Origin of the sequence: Sanguibacteroides sp. AM78-02pH3A (genome assembly GCF_027666085.1) — a bacterium.
Lineage (GTDB): Bacteria > Bacteroidota > Bacteroidia > Bacteroidales > Marinifilaceae > Gabonibacter > Gabonibacter massiliensis.
Window position 1 is genome coordinate 31,098 of the sequence record NZ_JAQEHX010000009.1, and the last position, 24,160, is coordinate 55,257.

Genomic DNA, 24,160 nt, shown 5'->3' on the forward strand with positions numbered 1-24,160 from the left:
TGATCGAATGAAGTAATCACAGAATCTCTAAATTACATCCTCTTCGAATCTTTTAGTTTCGATCCTTGTACTGCTCTATCTCGTAATAAAAATCACCCGTTTCGTCACCCAACAGATGCTTGGCAAAGTGAAACCACATTTTCCGCTCATAGAAGGTATTGGCAGCGCCTCCAAAACCGTGATTTTCAGCAGGTAGAATAATCATATCAAAGTTTTTATTCGCACGGATCAAGGCATCCGCCATCCGCAAGGTATGTGCCGGATGCACATTATCGTCCACCCAACCGTGAATCAGCAACAAACCGCCTTTGTAATTCTTGGCCAATTGCATATTCGTGGGGACACTAAATTTAAAGGTACTCTCCGTCCGATCGCCGTTGATACTGTCTTTAATCACTTTTTTCTCCTCTTTTACCCCGTGATGAACCTCTCCCCACCAGGAATTATAGATGTTATTGTCGTGATTTCCGGCAGAAGACACGGCAGCACTATAAAAATCAGGATAGGTACAAATAGCTGCCGTGGACATAAAACCACCTCCCGAATGGCCGTATATACCGACCTTCGTACCGTCGATGAAAGAATAACGGTCCGCCAACTGTTCGATGGCATATTTGTCATCCGCCAAGGGATAATCCCGTAAACGACCGTGGCTATAAGTATGATAGAACTTACCCCGCATAGGAGTTCCCCCGCGATGTCCCACGGCAATCACGATAAAACCGAGCTGAGCCAAACGGGTATTATCGTCATGCAGCAATGCGAACTGGGTCGGAACATACTCGTAGAACGGTCCGGGATAAACCGAAGAGATAATCGGATACTGTTTCGTGGAATCAAAATCGAAAGGTTTCCACATTACACCGTACAAATCGGTCACGCCATCGGCGGCTTTTACCTTAAATCTTTCGGGGGCTTTCCATCCCATCTCCACCGCTCTCCGGATATCCGGTCTGGCTAACTCCATTAACTCTTTACCTTTCTTATTTTTGAGTACAATACGGGGAACCATATCTACCCGGTTGTATATATCCACAAAATAGTCATAGGATTTAGGAAAATGAACCATATGGGTCGCATTTTCAAAAGTCAGTTGCTTCACGCTTCCCGGTTTGTCGATATCCACTTTACACAAGGTATAGTAATAAGGATCGATATTTTTATCTATCCCCAAACCATAAAAATAGAGCGTGCGTCCCACCGTATCGATATCGGACACAGGACCGGCCACCCAAGCTCCCGAGGTAATGGCATGTTTAAAATTACCCTCCCCGTCATAAAGATAATAATGTCCCCAACCGGTACGCTCCGAACGATAAATAATATCTTTCCCGTCATTCAAAAACATGATATTGGCCATCTTATAGTCCATAAAAGGCTTATCGACCTCATGAATCAACACTTTCACCTCTCCCGTTTTCGTATCCACAACGCCAACTTCCTGTTCGTCAAATGTCCGGGGACGACGCTCGAAAAAGATTTTATCGCCGTTCTTCGAAGTATGTAAAACAGAAAAATATTCTCCGTTCCATTTTTGTATATCGATATTTTTGATCTCTTTCGTCTCTACATCGATAATCACCATTTCCGTACGGCCGGCTTCCTGATCTCCCGGCATTGAGTATTTATAGGTTTTCAGTTTGGGACGAGGCTCTGCCAATACATCCACGATACCCATCTCTTTCATATTTCTCATATCCTCGCGAACGGCAAAGATTCTCTTCGAATCTTTCAACCATACGGCAACAGGAGCCGTCGGAAACGTATCCGCCTCCTCTTTCGCGTAAGTATAATATTTCTCCCCATCCGTCGTCAATTGTACAACGGTCGTATCTTTTCCTTTCTCCTTATTCCCCATCAGGAACAGATTATGATTTTTGGCATAAACGATATAGGAACTATCCGGAGAATACTTTTTCCAAGATTCTCCCCATCCCTTGCTGATCACGGTATCCACCTTTTCAACGAGCCCCGTTTTCATATCGTAACGATACCTGTTTTTCTCAAAAACGAAGGTGAAAGAGGACCTTTTCTTATCAAACTCGACTCCCTGAAGAGTAAAATCCTTTGTATCGTATGCCTTACGGGTCTCCTCACTCAATTGTCCCAATAACTTTCCCGTGTCGAATAACAACCTTTTTTCCCGTTTAGCCGGATCCACGTAATAATACTTTTTACCCTCTTCCGTCGTAAAGGAAAACCAGAAACAATCCCCGTCGTTGATAAATTCCGGGTAAATAGATAAACTGTTCCGGTCGGCATACCGGAAATTTTTAAAGGTAAAACGATCGGCCAATTTATAATTCGCTTTCTGTTGGGCAGAAAGACTAAAACCTGCCAATAACAGCATCCCTAACACTATATTCTTTATCATCGCTTTCAATTTTCTGTTTCTTTATATTGATCTATAGTTCCAAAATGATCGGCCGTCGTATCGCCTAATAGATATTTGGCAAAGTGATACCACAATTTCCGTTCAAAGAAATAGTCGTCATTTCCGTATCCGTGGCCTTTTCCGGGCAATACCAACATATCAAAATTTTTCCCGGCTTCTATCAGTGCATGAGCCATCCGCAAGGTATGAGCCGGATTAACGTTTTTATCCATATCCCCCGTGACCAACAAAAGATGTCCCTTCAGATTTTTCGCAAGCTCCATATTCGTAGCAACCTTCACGCTGAATTCCGACACTTCCCGGTCTCCGTTGATGCTGTCCTTGATCACCTCTTTCCTCTCTCTCACGCCATGATGAATTTCGACCCAACCGTTATTATAGATATTATTATCGTGATTTCCCGAAGAAGAAACCGCTGCTTTGTAAAAATCAGGATAGGTACAGATGGCAGCCGTGGACATGAAACCGCCACCGGAATGCCCGAATATACCGACTTTCGTGATATCTATAAAAGGATAACGATCGGCTAACTGTTCTATGGCATATTTATCGTCGGCCAAAGGATAATCCCTTAAGTTTCCGTATCCGTAACGGTGGTAAAACTTACCCCGCATCGGGCTTCCTCCGCGATGTCCCATAGACACCACGATAAATCCGAGCTGCGCCAACTTCATATTGTAGCTGTCGTTCAAACTGAATCCGGTAGAAACATATTCGAAGAAAGGTCCCGGATAAACGGAAGAGATGATCGGATATTTCTTGTTCGGATCGAAATCGGCCGGCTTCCACATGATTCCATGAAGATCGGTCAAACCGTCTGCCGCTTTCACGGTGAAACGTTCCGGAGCCTTCCACCCCATCTCGTAAGCCCTTCTGAAATCGGCTTTTGCCAATTCCGGGATAATCACTCGTCCCTTATTGTCTTTTAAAACAAACTTCGGTTCCAGGTCTACCCTTGAATAGGTATCTATAAAATATTTTCTGGATTCGGAAAAGGTAGCTTTATGCTGACCGTCTTCGGGAGATAACAAAGAAACCCCTTCCCTGTCGATATGGGCTTTTACTACTTGGTAATAGTAAGGATTCATCTTTTTATCATACCCGTGCGCATATAGATAGACGGTCCGGCCGGCAGTATCTATGGCCGCAATTTGTCCGGCCACCCAATCGCCTGAGGTAATCGTATTCTTCAGGTTTCCTTCCCCGTCGTAATGATAGTAATGGGCCCATCCGGTTCGCTCCGAACGGTAAAGGATATCCTTTCCTTCATTCAGGAAGACGATATTCCGCATATGGTAATCGATATAGGGCTTGTCCTCCTCGTGGATCAATACTTTCACCTCTCCGGTCTCGGTATCGGCAACACAAAGTTCCACCTCATCCCGCTTCCTCTTGTAACGCTCAAAGAAAATTTTATCTCCCTTTTTGGTCGTGTATAACACTTCCATATCCTGATCCTGCCATTTATCTGCATTGATCTTCAATACTTTGCGTTTCTCAACATCGATAACGGACAATTCCCATTTAGACAGCTCTTTCGCCCCGGCCATATCGTATTTATAACTTATTGCCCTGGGTCTCGGTTGAGCCAATACGTCGATCACGGCCATCTCTTCCACTTTCCGTTGATCCCGGCGTAAAACGTAAGCTTTATTGGCGAACTTAAACCAACGTCCCTCCATTTCCGTCTCCGTGGAGTCCATACTTTGGTTATCCCGGGCATAGGAAAAATATTGTTCCCCGTCGGTTGTCAACTGTATTTCGGTCGTATCCCGACCTTTATATTTATTTCCTCTGACATAGAGGTTATGATTTTTCGCGTATAAAATATAACTGCTATCCGGAGACAGCGACATCCAGGTATACCTCTCGGGTTCCTCCTTCTTTTCCTGCTTCGGCAATTGTCGTACAACCTTCGTTTTCATGTTGTATTCGTATTCTCCGTTATCCATGGAAAAGGTCATTTTCGACAAATCTTTGGAGAAATCGATATCCGACAATACTAAATTTTTCTCGTCATAAGCCCTGCGGGTGTACTCACTCACTCCCCGGGCGATATCCGTATTATTGAAAAGCAGACGCTTTTCTCCTTTTTCCGGATCTACAAAATAAAATTTCTTCCCCTCGTCCGTTCTGAATTCAAACCAAAATTTTTCTCCGTTATGGATATACCGGGGAACGACCCGCGTGCTATTCTGCGATACGACCCCGCTCAACCCCATCCGGGTAAATTTTTCTGCTAACTTATAATTCGCTTTCTGCTGTGCATTCCCACTTTCAAAAACAAAAAATAACAGAAATAAAATCAAACATTTTTTCATACAATTATCATTTACATACAATTACCATCTATATCCCCCACATCCGCACCCTCCTTCGTTAGAACATAGAAGGGAGCCTGAGCTCCCTTCCACATTTATTAAAATCCAGTTTGTAATCAATTCGGCTGATACGGGAAAGTTACCATAGTACTTTCTCCATACTTGTATATGACATCTACGATACTACCAAATCCGGCATAATGATACAACTCCCGCATCTCGGTCACTTTCGCCGCATCCTCGTCATACTTGAGCTCGTAGATATAGAACTCTCCGTTATCCAACGCCACTCCGACATGAGCACCGCCGAAATCATATCTCGGGCTATCCGCATCTCGTCCCATATCCTTGGCATCGATGGCAACGATATTACCGGCGAAAGTCATAAACTCCTTACCGGGATCGTTCTCGTCGGTCAAAGAACAACTGTATAATTTGTTGCCGTTAGCCACGATCAAACATTTATAGTAGTAAAGTGCAGCCGCATCCGTGAAATTATCCATCATGGCAGAAGAAATTTTATGTGTTCTTCCGTTGGTCGAGGTAACATCCAAATTGGGCTCTTCCGAAGAAGGATTACTCTTATATTCAAAAGAATAAGTATGCATGTAATAATCGCTCTGTCCTTTCAGCAAAGATACGAACGAAGGATCTTCGTACTCTCCATCCGTCCATGTCGTAAACAATACCTCTTCCGGTATTTTCTGGAACAAAGTCTTATCGTAGCTTGATTCGGGGAAACGAATCTCGGCTAACGCACCCGCTTTACCCCCCATTTGAACATCCTGACTACCGTATCTGGCGGTAGCATCGTCTACGATTCCGACCAAGGTATTATTTTGGTCAAGAGCTAAGAAAAACTTAGCGTTATTCCGGTTGGATTGATAAAGTGCTTTAAATTTTCTTCCGTTGAAGGCCGGCTCCGACGGATATCTTCCGGCATGGAAATCGGTGATTACGGCTCCCGTACTCGTGTAAACATAACCGTTTTGATCCAATACGCATTTTAATCCGGTGGTCATAATAGCATCCAAAGGACGGAAGTTGGAGGGAACGGCTCCCGAGAATTCTTCTTCCGTGTTAATTACCTTATGCAAGTCGCTCCCGTGTAATTCTGCGCATTTGTTATCTTGTAACACAACAATTTCATCCATGGCTCCGTCAAAACCATAATCGTAAATCATAAAAGATTCTCTCAATTTCTTCGGTCCCGTTCCCAGATCCTTTACAATATTGATATCCTGGCCATCATAGTAAATCGTATCTTTGGTTTGATTTTCCGGTAAAGCGACTTCGCTTCTTCTCATCAACACCATGGATACCTGAGAAGCGTCTCCGGCCCCCTTGGACAAGATCATCCACCCTTTTAGCCAACGAGAGTCAACGGAAACCTGAGTTCCTGCCACAAACTGAACACCGGTCTGATTATCGGTCACACAAAAAACGATCTTATGTGTGGCGATAACATCCGATTTGAACGTATACGTGGGCTCCGTATGTTCGGTTAAAGCACCGTTAACATACCAGGAGTAGCTTACATCCGGATTCAACGTGTCTTTGGAAAGCTTTACTTCGGGAACCAAATGCACCTCTTCGCCGGGGAAACAAGTATAAACACTTCTTAATCCTGTAATCTTAGAATCTCCAACCGTATTTATATCCTTGTAATTGTAGTTGTTTTTATCGTCCAAACAACTCACTGCCATCAGCAGCATTACAATCCATAAAAAATTATGTCTCATCTTATTTTCTCGTTTTAATTATCCCTTGATAGGAACAGTTATTACTTTACCATTCTCATCCTTCAACGGTGTCAACCCGGCAGCTTGATTAGCCGGATCATTGTTGAACTCCTCGATCTTGTACTTCAATTGCAAACAATAACCCCTCAATTTGTTCCGGTCCTTTCCGTCAAAAGGCTCACCGTCCAGTATATCCAGGAACATCAGGTATTTCGTATCCGAATATTCTCCGATATAATAAGCTTCCGCTATATTAAAGAGGGGTTGTCCGTTCGTACCGATAAAATCCCATACGGTCCACCACTCCGGTTGGAAAATCCGGTCCGTGATAGAAATAATCGCTCTTTGATTGATAACCGGTCCTTCCAAAACATCTCCTTTCGGATCGATTTTCAAAACCAATCTCAAATTTTTCGTGGCCAAATCGGGATGGTTGATAAATTCGATAAAGATCGTATCAACCTTATGATCGGCGCGGTAAACGAATTTTTCCGGAATAACATAGTTCTCTGGATACAAGGTGGTTTCGTTCAAATCCGCAGATACGGTATACTCGATATCCTGATCCGGCCACTTACCGGCAACCGTTACCTCCACGGGAATCGTAATCCGGTTCTCTCCGGCAAACAATTTAAAAGAAGTCGCCGTGCTGTCTTTTGTCGCATCCTTAGAGAAATAGATATAAGTCACATCATTCGAATTCTCCCATAAACCTTGCTCGTCGCAAGCCGACAGAGAAAACAGGGACAATAAAAGAAGTAATATAATATTTGTCTTCATAATTCGATTTTATTTAATAGTAATTTCACTATCGGGTACCGGAAGTACAAAATACTCATCCGAAGGACCGAAGGTCTCGTAATCCGAAGGAATAGCTTCGTTCAATCTCTTAAACATAAAGAACAATTGTCCTTCTCCCCACAAATCTCTACGCATATCGTTACGCAAAGCTTCAATAAAGGTATCTTTATCCTTAATAGCCTGTTTTTGTTCCGTCACGGCAGCAGATCTGATTCCTCTTCCGGATTTTACTTTAAACAGATACTCCTTAGCCTCGTCCAAATTGGTTCCACAAATAGCCTCTGCGGCGATATAATATACTTCGCTCATACGCAACATCGGAACCAAATAGTTAGCAACCTTTGTCTGGGTCGTAGTCGCCGTTTGTTCTTTGTATTTCAAAGGACGGAAATACTCGTATCCCATGTAGTTCTCGATTTGATACTTAAAGCGATAATCGTCACTCGTTATATCTTCATAAGAACCCTTTAAGTCCGGAGCAAAGATTTTTTTAATGTTCGTCAGTCTCAAATAATACATGCTGCTTCCGCTCATCACCTCATTGGCAGCCCGATCCCAATCTCCTAACTTGGGAGCATACAATCCCATAATGATATCGCTATAGAATTTCAAATCTCCATTGCTGGCCGAATTTCTGAAAGAGAAATAGTTATTTTTCTTCTCCATTTCGATCAAAGCAGTAGCTTCGTTATACGCGTTGGTCGTCTGACCTGCATACAGGTATACCCGGGCCAATGCAGCACAAGCGGCATAATAGTTCATCCGGTAGCCCCGGGTCGAAATAAAGCGGTTGGTCAAACTTCCGGCAACCTCAAAACGATTGGAAGTAGTTAACGCGTAAGCAGAATCGCTCTTCCACAAAAACGCTTTTGCATCCTTCAGATCTCTGATAATCAGATCCAAACATTCATTTACACTTTTCTTGTTAGAGATCAAAGAGGGATAAGTATCCACGTAAGGAATATATTTCGTGGTCGGATTCGTTACCGGAGCTGCCGCGTACAAACGCAACATATCGAACTGGATAAAGGCGCGTAAAGCCAAGGCTTCTCCCCATATCATATTCTTTTCCCGTTCTCCGGCTGCAAAAATTTCAGGATCAGCCTGAGGCACATTATTCAATATGTTGTTGCAATTGGCTACCGTATTATAAGCCTCTTCCCAGATCGTTTCGATAACCGGTTTCAAAGCTTCGTCTTCGAACTCGTACTCCACGGCCTTCTTCATATCCCTGGTAGCATTATCCGCCGCGTAATTCATATTATAACATTGTCCCAAAGCATCTACCAATCCCCAAGTCAGATTACGACCGTAAAGGTTATAAGCGGCCATCGATTTATAAACACCGTTCAAGGCATTCCGGAATCCCTCTCCCTTACTCCAAAGTTCTTCCTCCGTGATCTGATCCTCCGGAGAGACATCCAGCCACTTGTTGCACGAAGCCAACACAAAAGGCAACACGCAAACAGAAAGTAATATTAACTTATATCTTTTCATAGTTTTCTAATTAATTAAAAGTTGACCATTAACGAGAAGCTTACACCCCGTGCAAACGGATAGCTAAGTCCCCGTTCTTGACGAATACTGGACCATCTTACGATATCCTCCATACTTACCTCAAAACTCATCCGGCTCATTCTAAGACGTTTTACAAATGATTCGTTGAAATCATACGTCAAAGAGATGGAAGACAAGGTGAGGAAATTATCATCCTGCACGAAACGAGAGGTGGGCAAAGTCGTCACGTCACGATTCTTAATATCTTTCAAAGGAGTCACGTCTCCCGGATTTTGCCAACGATCGGTCAATACCCGTTTGTCCACGTTTCTGTTTTCCACTTTTGCATTCTCAACCCGGTCGACCAACGTTTGGTTATAAGCCTGTCCACCCCATTGATACATAAAGTTAACAAACAAGGTGAAGTTCTTATAAATGGCATTCAAACCGAAAGAACCCTGAGCATCCGGCTCGGTATTTCCAACGATTACCTGTTGGGTTGCACTCCAGGTATGAGTAACGGATCCGTCGCGATTCAGGAAAAGTTCCTTTCCGTTACTCGGGTCGATACCCAAAGATTGCATCGCAAATAGAGAGGTCAAAGAACCGCCCTCTTCGTATTTCATAATCGGCTTGGAATACTTGGGATCTTTACTAATCCAAGAAGCACTAACCTGATCATCCTCGGCATCTTTATAATAGTCGTTTACCTGGTCATTGTACATTTTCAACGACTCGGAGATTTTCAAAATCTTATTTTTATTGTGGGCTAAATTTCCCCAAAGAGCGATGTTCAAATCCCGCTTCTTAATGATATCCGCGCGAAGTTGAATTTCAAATCCGCGGTTTTGGTTCTCTCCCACGTTGTCTACATAATAAGAGAAACCGGATGAGGTCGGAAGCGTCACATCATTGATCAAGTCAACCGTTTTCTTATTGTAGAAGTCGAAATTCAACGTGAACCGGTTAAACACGGTCATATCCAAACCGACATTCAACTCATTCGTGGTTTCCCAGGTCAAATCTTTGTTTCCCAAAGCTTTCAATTTCACACCGTATCCGGTTTTGTACCACTCGTCCGTTTGAGCTTCGTAAGTAGTTATTGCACTGTACGGAGAGAAATTCACCTTACCGGTTTGTCCGTAAGATCCGCGGATTTTCAACTGATCGAAAATTCCGTTGTCTTTCATGAATTCGAAATTATGAATATTCAAACCCAAACCGCCGGACCAGAAAGAACCCCAAGGTTGATTACGTCCGAATTCGGAAGAACCGTCAAAACGTACGGAAGCGTCCAACAGGTAAATATCATTATAAGTATAGTTCAAACTTCCGATAAAACCGACCAAACGGGTCTGGTTCTCACTCTTGGAAGGTTTATCGTATACTTCGGCAGCATAGTTCGGTGAATGCAACTCTCCGGACGGGAAACCTCTGTAGTGAATGGAGGTCGTGGTCGTTTTCGTAGAGCGGGCATTCATACCCAAAGAAAAGTTCACACTGTGGGCACCGATCAAACGGTTGTAATAAACGAATACATTGGCATTCCAGTTCGTATTTTCTCCTTTATTCCAGTACAAATCTCCCAAAAGACCGTCGCTATCGTCAGAATCCTTGGCAGATACCTTGTTGGAAAGAGGATCGTAAAAACGTTCTCCTTTCGTATACTGCTTGGTGATACTGAATTGTCCTTTGACTGACAAGAAATCATTAACATACCAGTTCATACTGAGGTTATCGATAAACTCGTCGTATTTGCTATACTCGAAATTATTCAAAGTAGCTTCATACAACGGGTTGTTCAAACCTGAATTGGAGGCATCCACGGAGAAATCCAACTTCTCTACCAATTTACCATTCTTATCGTATGGACGATCGTAGGGCAACAACTCCGTATAATCGCTGAAGGAACCGTAAGGAGACTCTTGCGATTTCGTGTAGGTATAAGAGATTGTATTCTTTACCTGGAACTTCTTGTTCAAACGATAATCCACGGAAAATCCCACACCCATCGTTCTACGATAAGAGTCTTTCATTACACCGCCTCTGTTGTTGAATTGGGCATCCAAACCGTAACGCAAATCATTGTTACCTCCTTCAACATACAAACTGTGTTGGTGTTCAACGACATTACGCAATGGCATCGACATCCAATCGGTATCCACACCCTCTACAAGCCTTTCGTAACGTCTATTGTATGCCTTCATGGCATCGTCCAAACCATTATAATTAGCCGGATCGTATAAGCCGGAAAGCACCTCGATATCTAACTTCTCCTTTGCATTTGCCAAATTATAATCGGACAAGTCAGGCATGGTTACCGTGGCTTTTCCGGTATAAGAAACCGTCACTTCTCCCGGTTTCGGAGCGATCAACTCGATAACGATCACACCGTTAGCAGCACGAGAACCGTACATAGCCGTTGCAGCAGCATCTTTCAAAATCGTAATATTGGCAACCCGGTTCATATCCAAGTCGTATACCTTCTGTACATCTACCTCAAAACCATCCAAAATAAACGTCGGTAGGTTCGGGTTATTCTGCAAGGCTGATTTAGATAACGGATCTTTATTCAACTCTTTCACACCGATACCGGAACGTCCCCGGATATACATTTCAGGCAACGCGTTCGGGTCGGATCCCCATTGATTATTCGTCTGTATTCTAAAAGAAGGATCAAAAGCCTGCAATGCTTTTATCACATTACTTTTAGAAGCCTTCAGCAACTCTTTACCCTCAATCGTTTGCGCACTACCGGTAAAACTTTGCTTCTTGATCTGTCCGTATCCGGTAACCACAACCTCGTCCACTTCCGTTACATCCGGTTGCAATCTTACGATAACATCTTTGCTCAGATCCTTGATCTTGTTAACATCCACTTCGTGGGATTTCATTCCAAGGAAAGAAAAGACCAGAATCATCGTATCCCGTTTGGGAAACTTAATTTCAAATTTACCATCAATGTCCGAAACGACACCCAAAGTTGTCTTTTTCAAAATAACCGCAACACCGGGTAGAGGTTCGCCCTTTTCATCGAAAACCTTACCTTTTACCGTAACAGCCTTTACTTCTTCTTTCTTTTGATCGTCCGGAGTAATGATGATGATGTTATTCACGATCTTAAAATCATACTTCGTTCCGGACAAACAGGACTTCAATATTTCAGAAATCGTCGCGTCCGTGAAGGAACGGGTAATGTTCGTGATATTCTTCACCTCTTCGTCATTGTACAAAAACTCATACGTAGTCTTCGTTTTCAGTACATTCAACACCTCACTCAAGGACTGTTTTTCAAACTGAACTGTAATGTTCTGTTGACTGAAAGCTTTTTCGCTTGAAAAAGCAATGTGCGTGATTAGCAATAGCATTAACGTCAGTTTCGAGCCTAACGAAAATCGACTATGACCAAACAACCAGTTTTTCATTTTACTTCTCATTGATTTTTAATTTATTTAGGTCATTTTTAGTACATATCACCAGAGTCAGAAAGTTACCATAGTATTCTCTGAATCAAGTAATTGATGTTTTATAAAAATTCAATACACCACAAACCCCCTTTCTCCCGCATAATTTTTTTTCAAAATTATCGCGAGAAAATTTGCTTAATATTTGTTTATGGGAAAAAAAAGAGTATATTTGTAATCCCTTTTGGTTTATTTTTAGTACACATTTAAGGGTCAGGGTTGCAGCTCTGGCCCTTTTCTTATACCCTTTCTTTTATTTTTCCCTAACCCATACACTTTTACCTTTCACTTCAAACGCTATATTTTTTGTCGTCAAACTTAACAATTCCAACACATCTTCGATTTTTGCATAACGAGGCAAAAAACCGGTAAAATGAAAATCTTTTACCGCTTGATTGGCATAAAACACATCCACCACGTACCATCGAGCCAATTTTTTCATGATCTCCTCTATACTACCGCCTTTAAAGCGGAAGCTCTCGTGCATCCACGTAGTGTAAAGTTCCACATCTATTCCTTTCACATCCACACCTCTATCCGTCACTATGGCCTGCTCCCCCGGCTTCAATACGATTTGCTTGTTATTACGCGTATTTATTTCGACCTTCCCAGAAGCCAACGTTGTCCTCGAATCTTCATCGTCCTCGTAAGCGGAAACATTGAAAGAGGTTCCCAAAACCCGGACATCGTAAGCTGAACACACAACGACAAAAGGCCGATCGGCATCCTTAGCCACCTCGAAAAAGGCCTCTCCCGAAAGATACACCACCCGTTCCTTACAGCCCGCAAAACTCTCCGGAAAACGCAACACCGTCGCCGAATTCAAATAAACTTTGGTGCCGTCGCTTAAAACCATTCTATATTCTCCTCCGCGCGGAATCTCCATTTTTCCATATTGGGGTAACGAATCCTGCTGTACTTCATCTAAATCCTTAAACACCACTTCCCGTCCGTTATTCTCTGCTGCAGAACTTGCCAACATCAAATCTCCCAACGTATCCAATTGATATGTAATCCCTGAAGCAACCGTCAACCTCGCCATCGGACGTCCCGGCACGATCTCTTCTCGAACGGCCAGTTTCTCCTCCTCCGCAAGCTTATTCGAAGATTTCAACCACAAAATCATAGATACACCGAACAAGACCACGACAGAAGCTGCAACCTTGTATATCCTGAATAAACGTTGTTTACGGCGCCTTTCGGCTTTTATCTTTAACACCACCCATGCACTGTTGGCATCATGAGACAGAATTTTCCGAATCTCCTCCAACTGCATCGTCTCGTCACAAATCCGTGAAAAGAGCTCCTTATGACGAACTGAAGAAGCCACCCACGCGTCTAACTTCCGTTGGTCGGCCTCATTGATTTCATTCCGCAAATAGGAAACTATTATGGCGGCAATGTCATACTGATATGTCCGGTTTTCTCTTTTCATCATCATTATTACACGAAGGGTATTCAAAAGGATTAAATGAATCTTCGTTTTTTTCGAAAAAAGTTTTTGCCTCCGCTTCAGGAACAATTATCCTAAAAACAAATACATCATAAAATCCTTGTATACAAGTTAATAATCACATCAACTATATTTATCCAAAATATTCAAAAAAAACATCACGAAAGGAAAAATGTCTTTTAACCCCTCTCTCAAAATTTTTTTCCCGCGCGCTTTTTGAGCCTTCACCGTATTCACGCTTAGTCCTAACTCTTCCGCCACGGTTTCATTGTCCTTTCCCTGAAAATAGGAAAGATCGAACACTTTACGACACTCGGACGGCAGCTTCTCCACCGCTTCGGCCAACTCTTTATGAACCTCGGTAAGAATCAGGTTATCTTCAAAATTCTCAGAAGACTCCTCCCGGGTAATAAACTCTATATACTTTTCCCTGGAAACCTTATTCCTCAAAGCATTTAAACAAGCATTCCGCACAGATAGATACAGGAAGTTTTTCAAATGAAGTTCTGTCTGAAAAGTAACTTTCTTCTCCAATAAACTGATAAAAACATCCTGCACTATGTCCTCCGTAATACTGTCATCCTGGATATACTGAGATGCAAAATAACATAAGGGACTATAATATTCTTTAAATACAGTCTCTACATTATATGCATATCCGTTTACCTTTTTCAAATTCCTATCAGTCATCTCGTACACGTCTTTCATACACAACAAAAATGGTGATAAAGTAACCAATTTCTCACGTGAAAACGATATGAACAAAATAGAAAAATTAAGAAAAAATACTAATAAAAACAATACAAAAATAGCTCAATAAATACAAAAAGAGAACCCCAAATAAGCTAAAAAGGTCCTCTTCTTCCCATTTATAGAAAATGACTGTACATTTACGACTTAAAATAATTTCCTTTTTGTTCATTAAAAGGAAATTCACAAATTATAAAAACCATATCTGTCCTACTCTCTTCAATCTATTACCTCATCTCTCTCCATTTACCGGAATCATAAACCCGGTATAATTTCCCCTTTTTCATCATAACGCCGCGTCCCCGCTGGGCTTCCCGATTTTTTACATTATTCACGTTTACCGCAATCACCCGTTCCCCGTAAAACCGGGATATATCCTTAAAGATAGTATGCCCTACCCATACCTTGTCTACTTCCAATTTCTGCATAACGGATTTAACCTCTTTTAAAGTCATCGGATCGTATTTTTTCTTGTTCAGCACCATCCCCCGGTACCATAAAGGTCCTTTCCCCGAAAATAGAAAGGCGGACAGTTCGGATACGGCCTTACGTTCCGGCTTAGATAAAAACAAAGAAGTACTTACGGTTCGATTTACCACTCCCAAATCTTCCTTCAAAGTGGCAAACTCTCGACTAAAACCGGCATGCACAAAAATGTTTCTCCCGATAAGAGCGACCGTATTTTTGGTTTGAAGCCAGCGGCCTAACTCACTATTTCCATGCCAAAGATTCTGATAAGAAAGCCCCAGACGCTTGGCCAGATTCAAATATTTTTTCCGGGTATAACGTAAGTCTCCCCGCAATACCATCTCTTCGTGATTCCCTAACAATAAGGTAACGGCTCCCCCCGCCTCCCGGGCCTCTTGTTCCAATTTATAAATCAACCAGAAGATCGGGAGCACGTCTTTTCCCCGATCGAAAACATCTCCGATAATAACCAAACGATTTCGACCGAAAATCCAACTATATGTCTTGTCTATAACTTTTCCGGCCTGCAATATGGAAACAAAACAATCCAAATTCCCGTGAGGATCGGAAATTACAAAAACCTGATCCGAAACCCGGGGAATTCTATACTCCTCCCGTTCAAATTCATGTAACCGGACGGAAAAACGGTGTTCTCCATCCTCCGAACGTACCTGAAAAGAGAAGCGATCATCCGGAAAAAACAAACTATCCGTCAATTTTCCGGCCTCATCCACTTTCAACAACCTCAACCACCCCTCTTTCTCGTGTAGAATATAAGGCCCATCTACCGAAAGGGCCGTATCTTTCGTTTGTATTTCTTGTGCAAATACCCGATCTGCAGGGAGCCACATTATGAAATACAGCAATCCCCATATTATCCTGTTCATTTTCATACCTTTCATTAAAATCTAAAAAAACATTTTCAAAACACCATGTATAATCCGACCGTATAGGTCGTGGCCGAAGGATAAACCTCCGGTCTTCTATAACCGGTTAAGGTGATTTCCGGATCGAATCCTTTCAATTCGGTCCACACAAAAAGATTTTCTGCTTGCAAAAACAAATGCGCATGCTCTATTTTAAATTTTTGGGTCCAACTTTCAGGCAGGTTATATTGAACCTTCATACTCTTCAACTTTAAATAATCCCCGTCATACAAATACCGGGTCGAATTATAACGATCCCAACCATTATTTATACGGATCGGATTTTTCCCGGCCGGATTATCCGGTGTCCAACGATCCAATTGATCCCGCTCTATATTCCGATAGTTCCGGGCACCATCATTCTTCGTACTATAAAAACCGGTATAATCCAAGACCTTATATCCGCAGGCATAAGTAAACAAACATCTCCATTCCCAATTCTTATACCGCAACACACTTGTCAATCCTCCGCTAACCTTAGGCAAAGCACTACCTCTCACGTCCCGCGAACCTTTTGAATATTTTGTTGTCAGCTCCTTTTTCCCATTTTTTTCCACATGAACCCATTGCTGTTCGCCCGTCTGCCGGTTCACCCCGACCCATTCCCTTAAATACCAGGAATATATACTCTCCCCGTTCCGCTGTATCTGTAATCCGAGGTAGTCTCCTTTCAATCCGAAAAATCGATTCTTCAGGGTTGCCAGATTAAAATCAATACCCCAACTCCAGAATCTCTTTTTCAGGAGATCCAACTCCACGTCCAACTCAATCCCGGCATTGCACAATCCTGCTTCCGTATTCTCCAAGCGGCTGGAATAACCACTTACGTAGGAGAGAGGAACATCCTGCAACAAATTTGCCGTCACCCGGTAATAATATTCCAGATTCAGATGCATCCGGTTCAAAAGAACGGCTTCTACCCCCAGATTCAATATCCGGTTATTTTCCCAAGTCAAACGTTTATTGGCAATTGTTTCGGCGTTCAATCCCGGTTTACCGTTATATTCATAACCAAAAGAATAAAGGGAACGCCAACCATAAAGCTTCTGAGGCAAACAGCCGTTACTTCCGTAGCTGACCTTCAATTTCAATTCTTGTATCTTATCCTGCCGTTGCATAAATCGCTCCTGGGAAATCCTCCAGGCCGCCGAAACAGAACCAAAAAATCCGAAACGATAGTCGGGATGAAAACAAGAAGAACGATCCCCACGCAAAGAAACCGACAAATAATATTTCTGCCTGTACGTATAATTCGAATTAAACAACCAGGAAAACATGGCATAACCTTCTCCGCCGCCGCCTACTCTCGACACCTTGGCGGAAGCCGATAAATAAGGAAAGTCATCCGAGAGGAAACGTATTCCTCTGGCCGATATATACTCCTCCTTTACATCTTCCAGTTCAAATCCGGTATAAGAACTCCACTCGTGCCCCTTCCCCAGAACGGGACAATAGTAAAGTATTCCCGTACCCACGATTTTCCGGCGACGGGCATCCCGTTCGTAAAGAGCCCCTCCATCTTTTTGTCCATCTCCGAAATCCTTATCGTAATATTGACGACGACGGGCCATTAAAGCCGACAAAGAAACGGTTCCCCGAAAAGAAAGAGATCGAGACAACAAACAACGTATCCATCCCGAAGCATAAACGACTGTTTGCGGACGGGCATAAATGTTATATTTATTAACGGCTAACGGATTCATATTGCTATTCTGTCCGTACGGAAATTCCAGATTCAAAGATCCATCCTCTAAATAAACCGGAACGACCGGAGCCAAAGAAAGAGCCGTATACTGAGGCATGGCATACCCCATAGCATCCTGTCGCGGCCCTCTCTGATCGGAATGAGAAAGCATAGTCTTTATTCCCCAATGAAACGATTTTCCCGCGGGTTCCGAAGCAAAATTCACCCGTAAAGAATAACGTTTCAACTGACTTCCCCGAATAACTCCCTGTTGATTCAGATACTCCAGCGAAATATAGTAGTTTCCGGCAGGATCTCCTCCATCCATGGAGAAATTAATTTTTTGAAACGGAGCCAAGCGAGTCACTTTCTCATACCAATTGACATCCGGTAACTTTCTTCGATCCACCCCAAACAAATCCTCGTAATACCCCCCGTCTCCTCTTTTTATCTTAAAGACCTCATTAAACCTTTGTTGTGCGATATGATACCAATCATAATAGTTCTTCCCCTCGATCAGATAGTTTTCTTTATCCGCATACAACCGTTTCACCTCTTCAAAAAAATTATTTTTAGAGATCTGTTGGTATACTAAACGGTGCATTTCACCCTCCACCCATAAATCGGTAAACTCGTCTGCATTCACCAGATCGGGCTTTGCTCCGGAGAACAACGAAGACAACCCCAACTGGGCATCCAGGGTATAACGGGTCTTCCCGTTTCCGCTTCCCTGTTTTGTCGTAATAACGATAACACCGTTTGCTCCCCGGGAACCGTAAAGGGAAGCGGAAGCTGCATCTTTCAATACCGTAATATTAACAATATCCTGCGGGTTAATCGTGTTCAAAGGATTGATCGGATATTCATCGTCACCGGAGAGATTCATCAAATCCCAAACCATCCCGTCCACGACATACAGGGGATCCTTGGAAGCATGCATGGAACCTACCCCGCGGATTAAAACGGAATAAGCCACCCCGGGTTGTCCCGATCCGCCGACCAACGTACCGGAAGAGAGTCCCCGGATAACATCTTGCAACGAACTGACGGAACGCCCTCCTATATTTTCCGATCCGATAACCGTAGCCGATCCCGTGTAGCCGGTCCGTGCATACTGACCATACCCGGTAATGATCACTTCCCTCAAATGTTTACAATCCGGCCGCAACACCACGTCAACGGTCGCTCCTGCAGTAATCTCCACTTCACAACTTTCCATCCCGATAAAAGAATAAACCAATATCGATCGTCCCTCTTTCGGTACTCGCAAAGCGTAGCAACCGTTTATATCCGTGGCGACTCCGATAGAACTTCCTTTCAACCGTACGGTAACTCCCGGCAACACGACTCCCTCTTCGTCCCGTACGCATCCCCGTATCGTTCTCATTTTCATCTTTACAGGCTGCTTGTCGCATTGTCGAAGTACAAAAACCTCGTGACGGACATCATAACACAACCCGGTACCCTCGAGGTATTTATCCAGAATCGCCCGAACCCCCTTGTTTCTCTCTTTTACCCGGGACAGTCGTACCGATTCCACATCGGACGTACTATAAATAAAAATCAAATCGGTTTTACGCTGCAACTCCCAGATCAAATCCCGTAACATGACATCCTTCAGATTCAAATTAACCCGTTGCTCCTGAGCCTGAAGAGTTTCCCCCATGCTCAGAGACACCCAAAGCAATAGATATTTAATAAATCTTTTCATAAATGCTTCTGTTCGTCCTCGATCTTACGATTTTATTCTGGTTATCGATTACTGTAATTCTCCGGCATAAACCCGGTAGTATCCCTGACGCAAATAAGATTGTCCGAAACCCGTTTTCGGACAATCTCTCTACAAACAAGCAAATCTATTCACCCAAACTTACTGATAAGGCGCATAGCCCGGGTTCTGTTCTCCCCGGATATTGGGATTCGCATCCATCTCATTCTCCGGTATCGGATATACTACCTGAGGCAAAGTATAATCAATATTTTCGTTTGCAGCCGTCACACATCCTTTCCTTTCCCGTTTAAAAGGAATCGCCCGACGGAAACAATCCCAATAGGTATGTCCCAATAAAACCAATTCTTTGCGACGCTCCAATAATATGGCATCGATCAATTCCTGTTTTGTCAACAATCCTCCTTCAAACGTTTCGTCCGTCCGAGCTTCATGCACCTCATTCATATAATCCAAAGCCGTCTTTAATCCGTTGGGACGGCTACTCTCCGCGTAAGCTTCGGCCAGATTCAGATAGACCTCAGCCAAACAAACCACAGGAATATTATGTTGATAATGGGTAGGATCACCTATATATCTCCGACACCCCTTGCCTTTTCTATTGTCACAAATCAAATAACTCCGCACGTCCTTTGCATCCTTTTTTACGATATTCATCCACAACGAATTGATACTATAAGCAGCATATCCCTGCTTGGCCGAAACTTTTCCGTCCTTCGGATCTTCCGGATTATCAATTGTCGGATAGCGTATAATATAATTCAAGGCTGCCGTACTCAAATTATCCGTTGCCGTATAAGCCAACTCCCATATATTCTCCTTACAGAAAGGTTTATAATAATTCGTTTTGTACTCGCTATAATCCATCATCTTACTTTTTCCCCCTAAAGCCAACTCCCCTTCCGTGATCGCCTCTTCCCATTTCCCCAAATAAAGGTATACCCGGGAAAGCAAAGCACAAACGGCATAATAAGAGATCTCTCCCTGTTTTACCGGCATTCCCTTCAAACAAGTCTTCGCCTGATTCAACTCATGGAGAATTTTCTCATAACAAGTGGCTGCATCCGAACGACCGATAGGTGTAGTAATCACACTATTCAACTCCTCGATCGTCAAAACTACAGGTACTCCCTTCTTATATTTATCTTCGTACTTAGCCCCTCCCGGACAAGAGAAGATCGGAGGATAAGCAAACATCCGCATCAAATCGAAATAGGTCAATCCGCGTAAAGCATGAGCCTCTCCTTTTATCCGTTTTTTCTCTTCCTCATTACCGGGAACATTATCGATACGTCCGATGATATTGGTCGTAGCCTTTACCACGCCATAAAGCTGTTCCCACGTATCGATCGCAAATCCGCCGGAAGAAGAGGACTCCTGGTAACCATTCTCCCGTTCGAAACGGTTTCCCGTCCCGCTGTTTACGTAAAAGTCAGGGCCTTTTGCCGCCTCATAAGCATACACTTGGCGTCCATAATAATTTTCATGAGATATCGCATCATACACTCCATACAAAGCCCCCTGTACATGCTCCAATTTCTCGAATACAATATCTTCATCCATATTATCGTAAGGTGTCCGGTCCAAAAAGTGATCACAACCGGATAACATGACCACCAATATTCCTAATAGATATATCTTTTTCATAACTGTATCATTTTAGAAGTTAATCTGTAAACCTGCCGTAAACGTCATAGCCGAAGGATAATCGTCCGGATTACGATAACCGTTTAAGGTCATTTCGGGATCATATCCTTTCAATTTGGAAAGGGCAAACAGGTTCTCCGCCTGTACAAAAACTTTGGCGCTTCTCAATGTCAATTTATCCATCCAGGGTTTTGGAAAATCGTATTGCAATTTAATATTCTTCAATTTCAAATAATCTCCCTTATACAAGTACCGGGTAGAGGTCCAGCGACTCCATTTCTTGGAATTGATCCGTAGCGGATTTTTCCCGGTAGGATTATCAGGAGTCCAACGATCCAGCTGATCTTTTTCAATCGCCCGAATATCCCGGGCCCCGTCATTTTTCGTGGCCGTACGACCGGTATAATCCAACACCTTATGCCCCATAGCATAGGTAAACAGGAAACTCAACTCCAACCCCCGATACGAAACGGTACTGGAGAACCCTCCGTTTACCTTCGGAAGTGCCGTCCCCCGGATATCCCGGTCTGCTTCATCATAATCCTTGGTGATTACTTTATTCCCCTGATCGTCCTTTTTATACCACTGCTGTTCCCCTGTCTGCGGGTCTATACCGGCCCACTCCCTCAAGTACCAGGAGTAATAACTCTCTCCGTTACGTTTGATCTGAGTACCGATATCATCGTTGGTCAAACCGAAAAATTCATTTCTCAACGTGGCTATGTTGATATTAAAATCCCAATTGATCTGACGCTCCTGAACAATCGACGCATGTAATTCGATTTCCCATCCCCGATTTTTCAGCCCGGCAGAAGAGTTCACCAAACGTTCTTTATGTCCCGTTACGTAAGAGATCGGCAGATCTTGTAATAAATTTTCCGTCCTTCGGTTATAATACTCCACGCTCAAATCGATCCGATTGAAAAAGCCCATCTCCAAACCGATATTAAAGATTTTATTCTCTTCCCATGACAAGTCCTTAGAAGCAATTGCCGTCGGTTTTAAACCCAAATGTCCATTGTAATTATAGCCGAAAGAGTAACGGGAACGCCAGCTATAATAAGAACTCGGCAAGGTTCCGTTTATACCGTAACTGGCTTTGACTTTCAGGTTATTCAACCAATCTAAACCTTGCATAAAAGACTCTTCCTTTATACGCCAAGCTCCTGATACGGACCAGAAATTACCCACCCGGTAATCTTTATGGAAGCGGGAAGAACGGTCACTTCGGAAAGAAGCAGAAAAGAAATATTTATTATCATAACTGTAATCTCCTTTCAACAGCCAGGAAAGCATGGAGTAACGATCTCCGTCCCCAGCGACCTCATCGGGTACGGCAGCCGCACTTAGATAAGGAAAATCGTCTGAAAGAAACTTCGTCGCTTCTGCCCTGATATACTCAGATTTCATATCTTCCCACTCGATTCCTCCATAGATTAATACCTCATGTACTTCGTTAAAGGTTTTTTCAAGATAGGCTAAATTAGTATTGGAGATTTTCCGTCGACGGGCATCCCGTTCGTATAAATAACCATCACTCTTTGCTCCGTCACCGAAATCCTTATCATAATACTGACGACGACGAGCGTGCAGATAATCAAGACCAAAAGTACTCTTTATCTTTAACCACTTCGTAAGATTAAACTGTAAAAAACCGGATGTCAATACTTTTGTCTGCGGACGATCGTAGCTATTGTATTTTGCTACAGCCAGGGGGTTCATATTCGAATTGACATTTTTGGGAAAATTGAAATTAAAAGATCCGTCCTCTAAATAGACCGGAACAACCGGAGCAAGAGATAAAGCCGTATAATGCAACATGGCGTACCCCAATGCATCCCGGCGGGGCCCCGATTGGGCGGAGTAAGTTAATTGAGTATTCAGCCCCCAATTAAAGAAATTGTCCGGATCATCGGAAGTCAAATTCATACGTAGAGAGTAACGTTTTAATTCGCTCGATTTCAAAACTCCCTGTTGATTGAAATACTCCAACGAAGCATAAAATTTTCCGACACGCGACCCACCCCGGGCCGAAACATTGATCTTCTGGAAAGGAGCCGTACGGGTCACCTCGTCATACCAATTCACATCAGGCATCCTGTCGGCATCCGCCCCGAACAGATCGGTATAGTACTCGTCACTATCCGCTCCTTTTTTGATTTTAAAGACGTCACAAAACTCGGTTTTGGCATCCGCATACCATTCGTTGTAATTTTTCCCGTCAAACTTATATCCCTCCTTGTCTTTATACAAATCCTTAATGATCGCAAAGAAATCATCTTCCTTGGAACAGGCAGCATATACCATCCGGTGCATCTCCCCTTCCAGCCAAAGCTCCGTAAACTCTTTTCCGTTTACCAACTCCGGTTTGGAGGCTTCAAATATTTTGGAAAAACCGAATTGCATATCAACCGTATATTGCGGTCTTTTCCCTATCTGGCCTTGTTTCGTGGTAATTACAATTACCCCGTTGGCTCCGCGCGAACCGTATAAAGAAGCCGATGCCGCATCTTTCAAAACCGTCATACTGGCAATGTCCGAAGGATTTAAGGTATTCAACGGATTGGTGGGGAACTCTGCGCTACCCGACATGTTGGCGGCATCCCAAACAATCCCGTCCACGACATAAAGCGGAGCATTGGAAGCATTCATAGAACTGATTCCTCTTAAACGGATAGTTCCGGAAACTCCCGGTTGTCCGGTCGAGGTTACTAACGTCCCCGGCGAATTTCCCCGCAATACATCCTGAAAAGAGGCCACCGGCCGCTCTTCGATCTTTCTTGCTGTCATTACGGTAGCCGAACCCGTGTACGCTTCCCGGCGGACGGTCGCATAACCGGTCACCACTACATCTTTTATTCTTGCCACATCTTCTTGCAATAAAATTTTCAACGTTGTTTCCGGTTTAGTGATTTTGATCTCTTTGGTCTTCATGCCGATAAAAGAGACCACGATAATCATCTCCTTAGATTTCGGAATTTTAAGTTCAAATTTACCGTCGGCAGCCGTAGCCGTACCGATTTGCGTTCCTTTTAAACGAACGGAAACTCCCGGCATCGGTTCTTTCGTCACACTATCGATGACCATCCCCTTTATCACCCAGAGTTCCGGCGCATGCTCGTTTGTCGTGTTAGCGGAGGGAAGGTTTCCCGCCGATAGGTCTGACAGACTCCAAATAACCACATAAAAGGCTAATCTCATCAGAAAAAAAACCTTTTTTAATTCTTTCCGTGTGAAAGAAATTCTTTTTTTTTCCATAACTTTGTGTGTTAAGTTTAACATA

General features: G+C 43.2%; 12 protein-coding genes. All 12 read right to left on the reverse strand.

Features of this window, described 5'->3' with window-relative positions; genetic code table 11:
* Positions 1–52 precede the first annotated feature (52 nt).
* The 12 genes from PGR74_RS11925 to PGR74_RS11980 all read right to left on the reverse strand — a co-directional run bounded on the left by PGR74_RS11925 (position 53) and on the right by PGR74_RS11980 (position 24,078).
* Positions 53–2,374 (reverse strand): S9 family peptidase, encoded by a 2,322-nt coding sequence (locus PGR74_RS11925; protein ID WP_059025337.1) that lies wholly within the window; start codon positions 2,372–2,374, stop codon positions 53–55.
* Positions 2,375–2,379: 5 nt separating this feature from the next.
* Positions 2,380–4,716: a S9 family peptidase gene (locus tag PGR74_RS11930; protein ID WP_059025336.1), complete on the reverse strand. Its 2,337-nt coding sequence runs from the start codon at positions 4,714–4,716 to the stop codon at positions 2,380–2,382.
* 116 nt (positions 4,717–4,832) lie between these two features.
* Positions 4,833–6,458: a PKD-like family lipoprotein gene (locus PGR74_RS11935; protein WP_270517252.1), complete on the reverse strand. Its 1,626-nt coding sequence runs from the start codon at positions 6,456–6,458 to the stop codon at positions 4,833–4,835.
* An 18-nt stretch (positions 6,459–6,476) separates the two neighbouring features.
* Positions 6,477–7,238, reverse strand: coding sequence for a DUF4843 domain-containing protein (locus tag PGR74_RS11940; protein ID WP_059025334.1), 762 nt, complete (start codon positions 7,236–7,238; stop codon positions 6,477–6,479).
* Between the two features lie 9 nt (positions 7,239–7,247).
* Entirely contained in the window at positions 7,248–8,756 is a 1,509-nt protein-coding gene (locus tag PGR74_RS11945) for a RagB/SusD family nutrient uptake outer membrane protein (protein WP_270517254.1), read from the reverse strand.
* Positions 8,757–8,770: 14 nt separating this feature from the next.
* Complete coding sequence (locus tag PGR74_RS11950; RefSeq protein ID WP_059025332.1) at positions 8,771–12,193, reverse strand: SusC/RagA family TonB-linked outer membrane protein; 3,423 nt, start codon at positions 12,191–12,193, stop codon at positions 8,771–8,773.
* Between the two features lie 280 nt (positions 12,194–12,473).
* Positions 12,474–13,661, reverse strand: a complete 1,188-nt coding sequence (locus PGR74_RS11955; RefSeq protein WP_146216448.1) for a FecR family protein — start codon at positions 13,659–13,661, stop codon at positions 12,474–12,476.
* A gap of 135 nt (positions 13,662–13,796) precedes the next feature.
* Entirely contained in the window at positions 13,797–14,381 is a 585-nt protein-coding gene (locus PGR74_RS11960) for an RNA polymerase sigma-70 factor (RefSeq protein WP_059025330.1), read from the reverse strand.
* 269 nt (positions 14,382–14,650) lie between these two features.
* Entirely contained in the window at positions 14,651–15,778 is a 1,128-nt protein-coding gene (locus PGR74_RS11965) for a metallophosphoesterase (protein ID WP_270517256.1), read from the reverse strand.
* Between the two features lie 35 nt (positions 15,779–15,813).
* A complete protein-coding gene (locus PGR74_RS11970; RefSeq protein WP_270517257.1) occupies positions 15,814–19,212 on the reverse strand; it encodes a SusC/RagA family TonB-linked outer membrane protein in 3,399 nt (1,132 codons plus the stop codon).
* A gap of 159 nt (positions 19,213–19,371) precedes the next feature.
* Positions 19,372–20,877: a RagB/SusD family nutrient uptake outer membrane protein gene (locus tag PGR74_RS11975; RefSeq protein WP_059025327.1), complete on the reverse strand. Its 1,506-nt coding sequence runs from the start codon at positions 20,875–20,877 to the stop codon at positions 19,372–19,374.
* Between the two features lie 12 nt (positions 20,878–20,889).
* Positions 20,890–24,078, reverse strand: a complete 3,189-nt coding sequence (locus PGR74_RS11980; RefSeq protein WP_270517258.1) for a SusC/RagA family TonB-linked outer membrane protein — start codon at positions 24,076–24,078, stop codon at positions 20,890–20,892.
* Between the last annotated feature and the right edge of the window lie 82 nt (positions 24,079–24,160).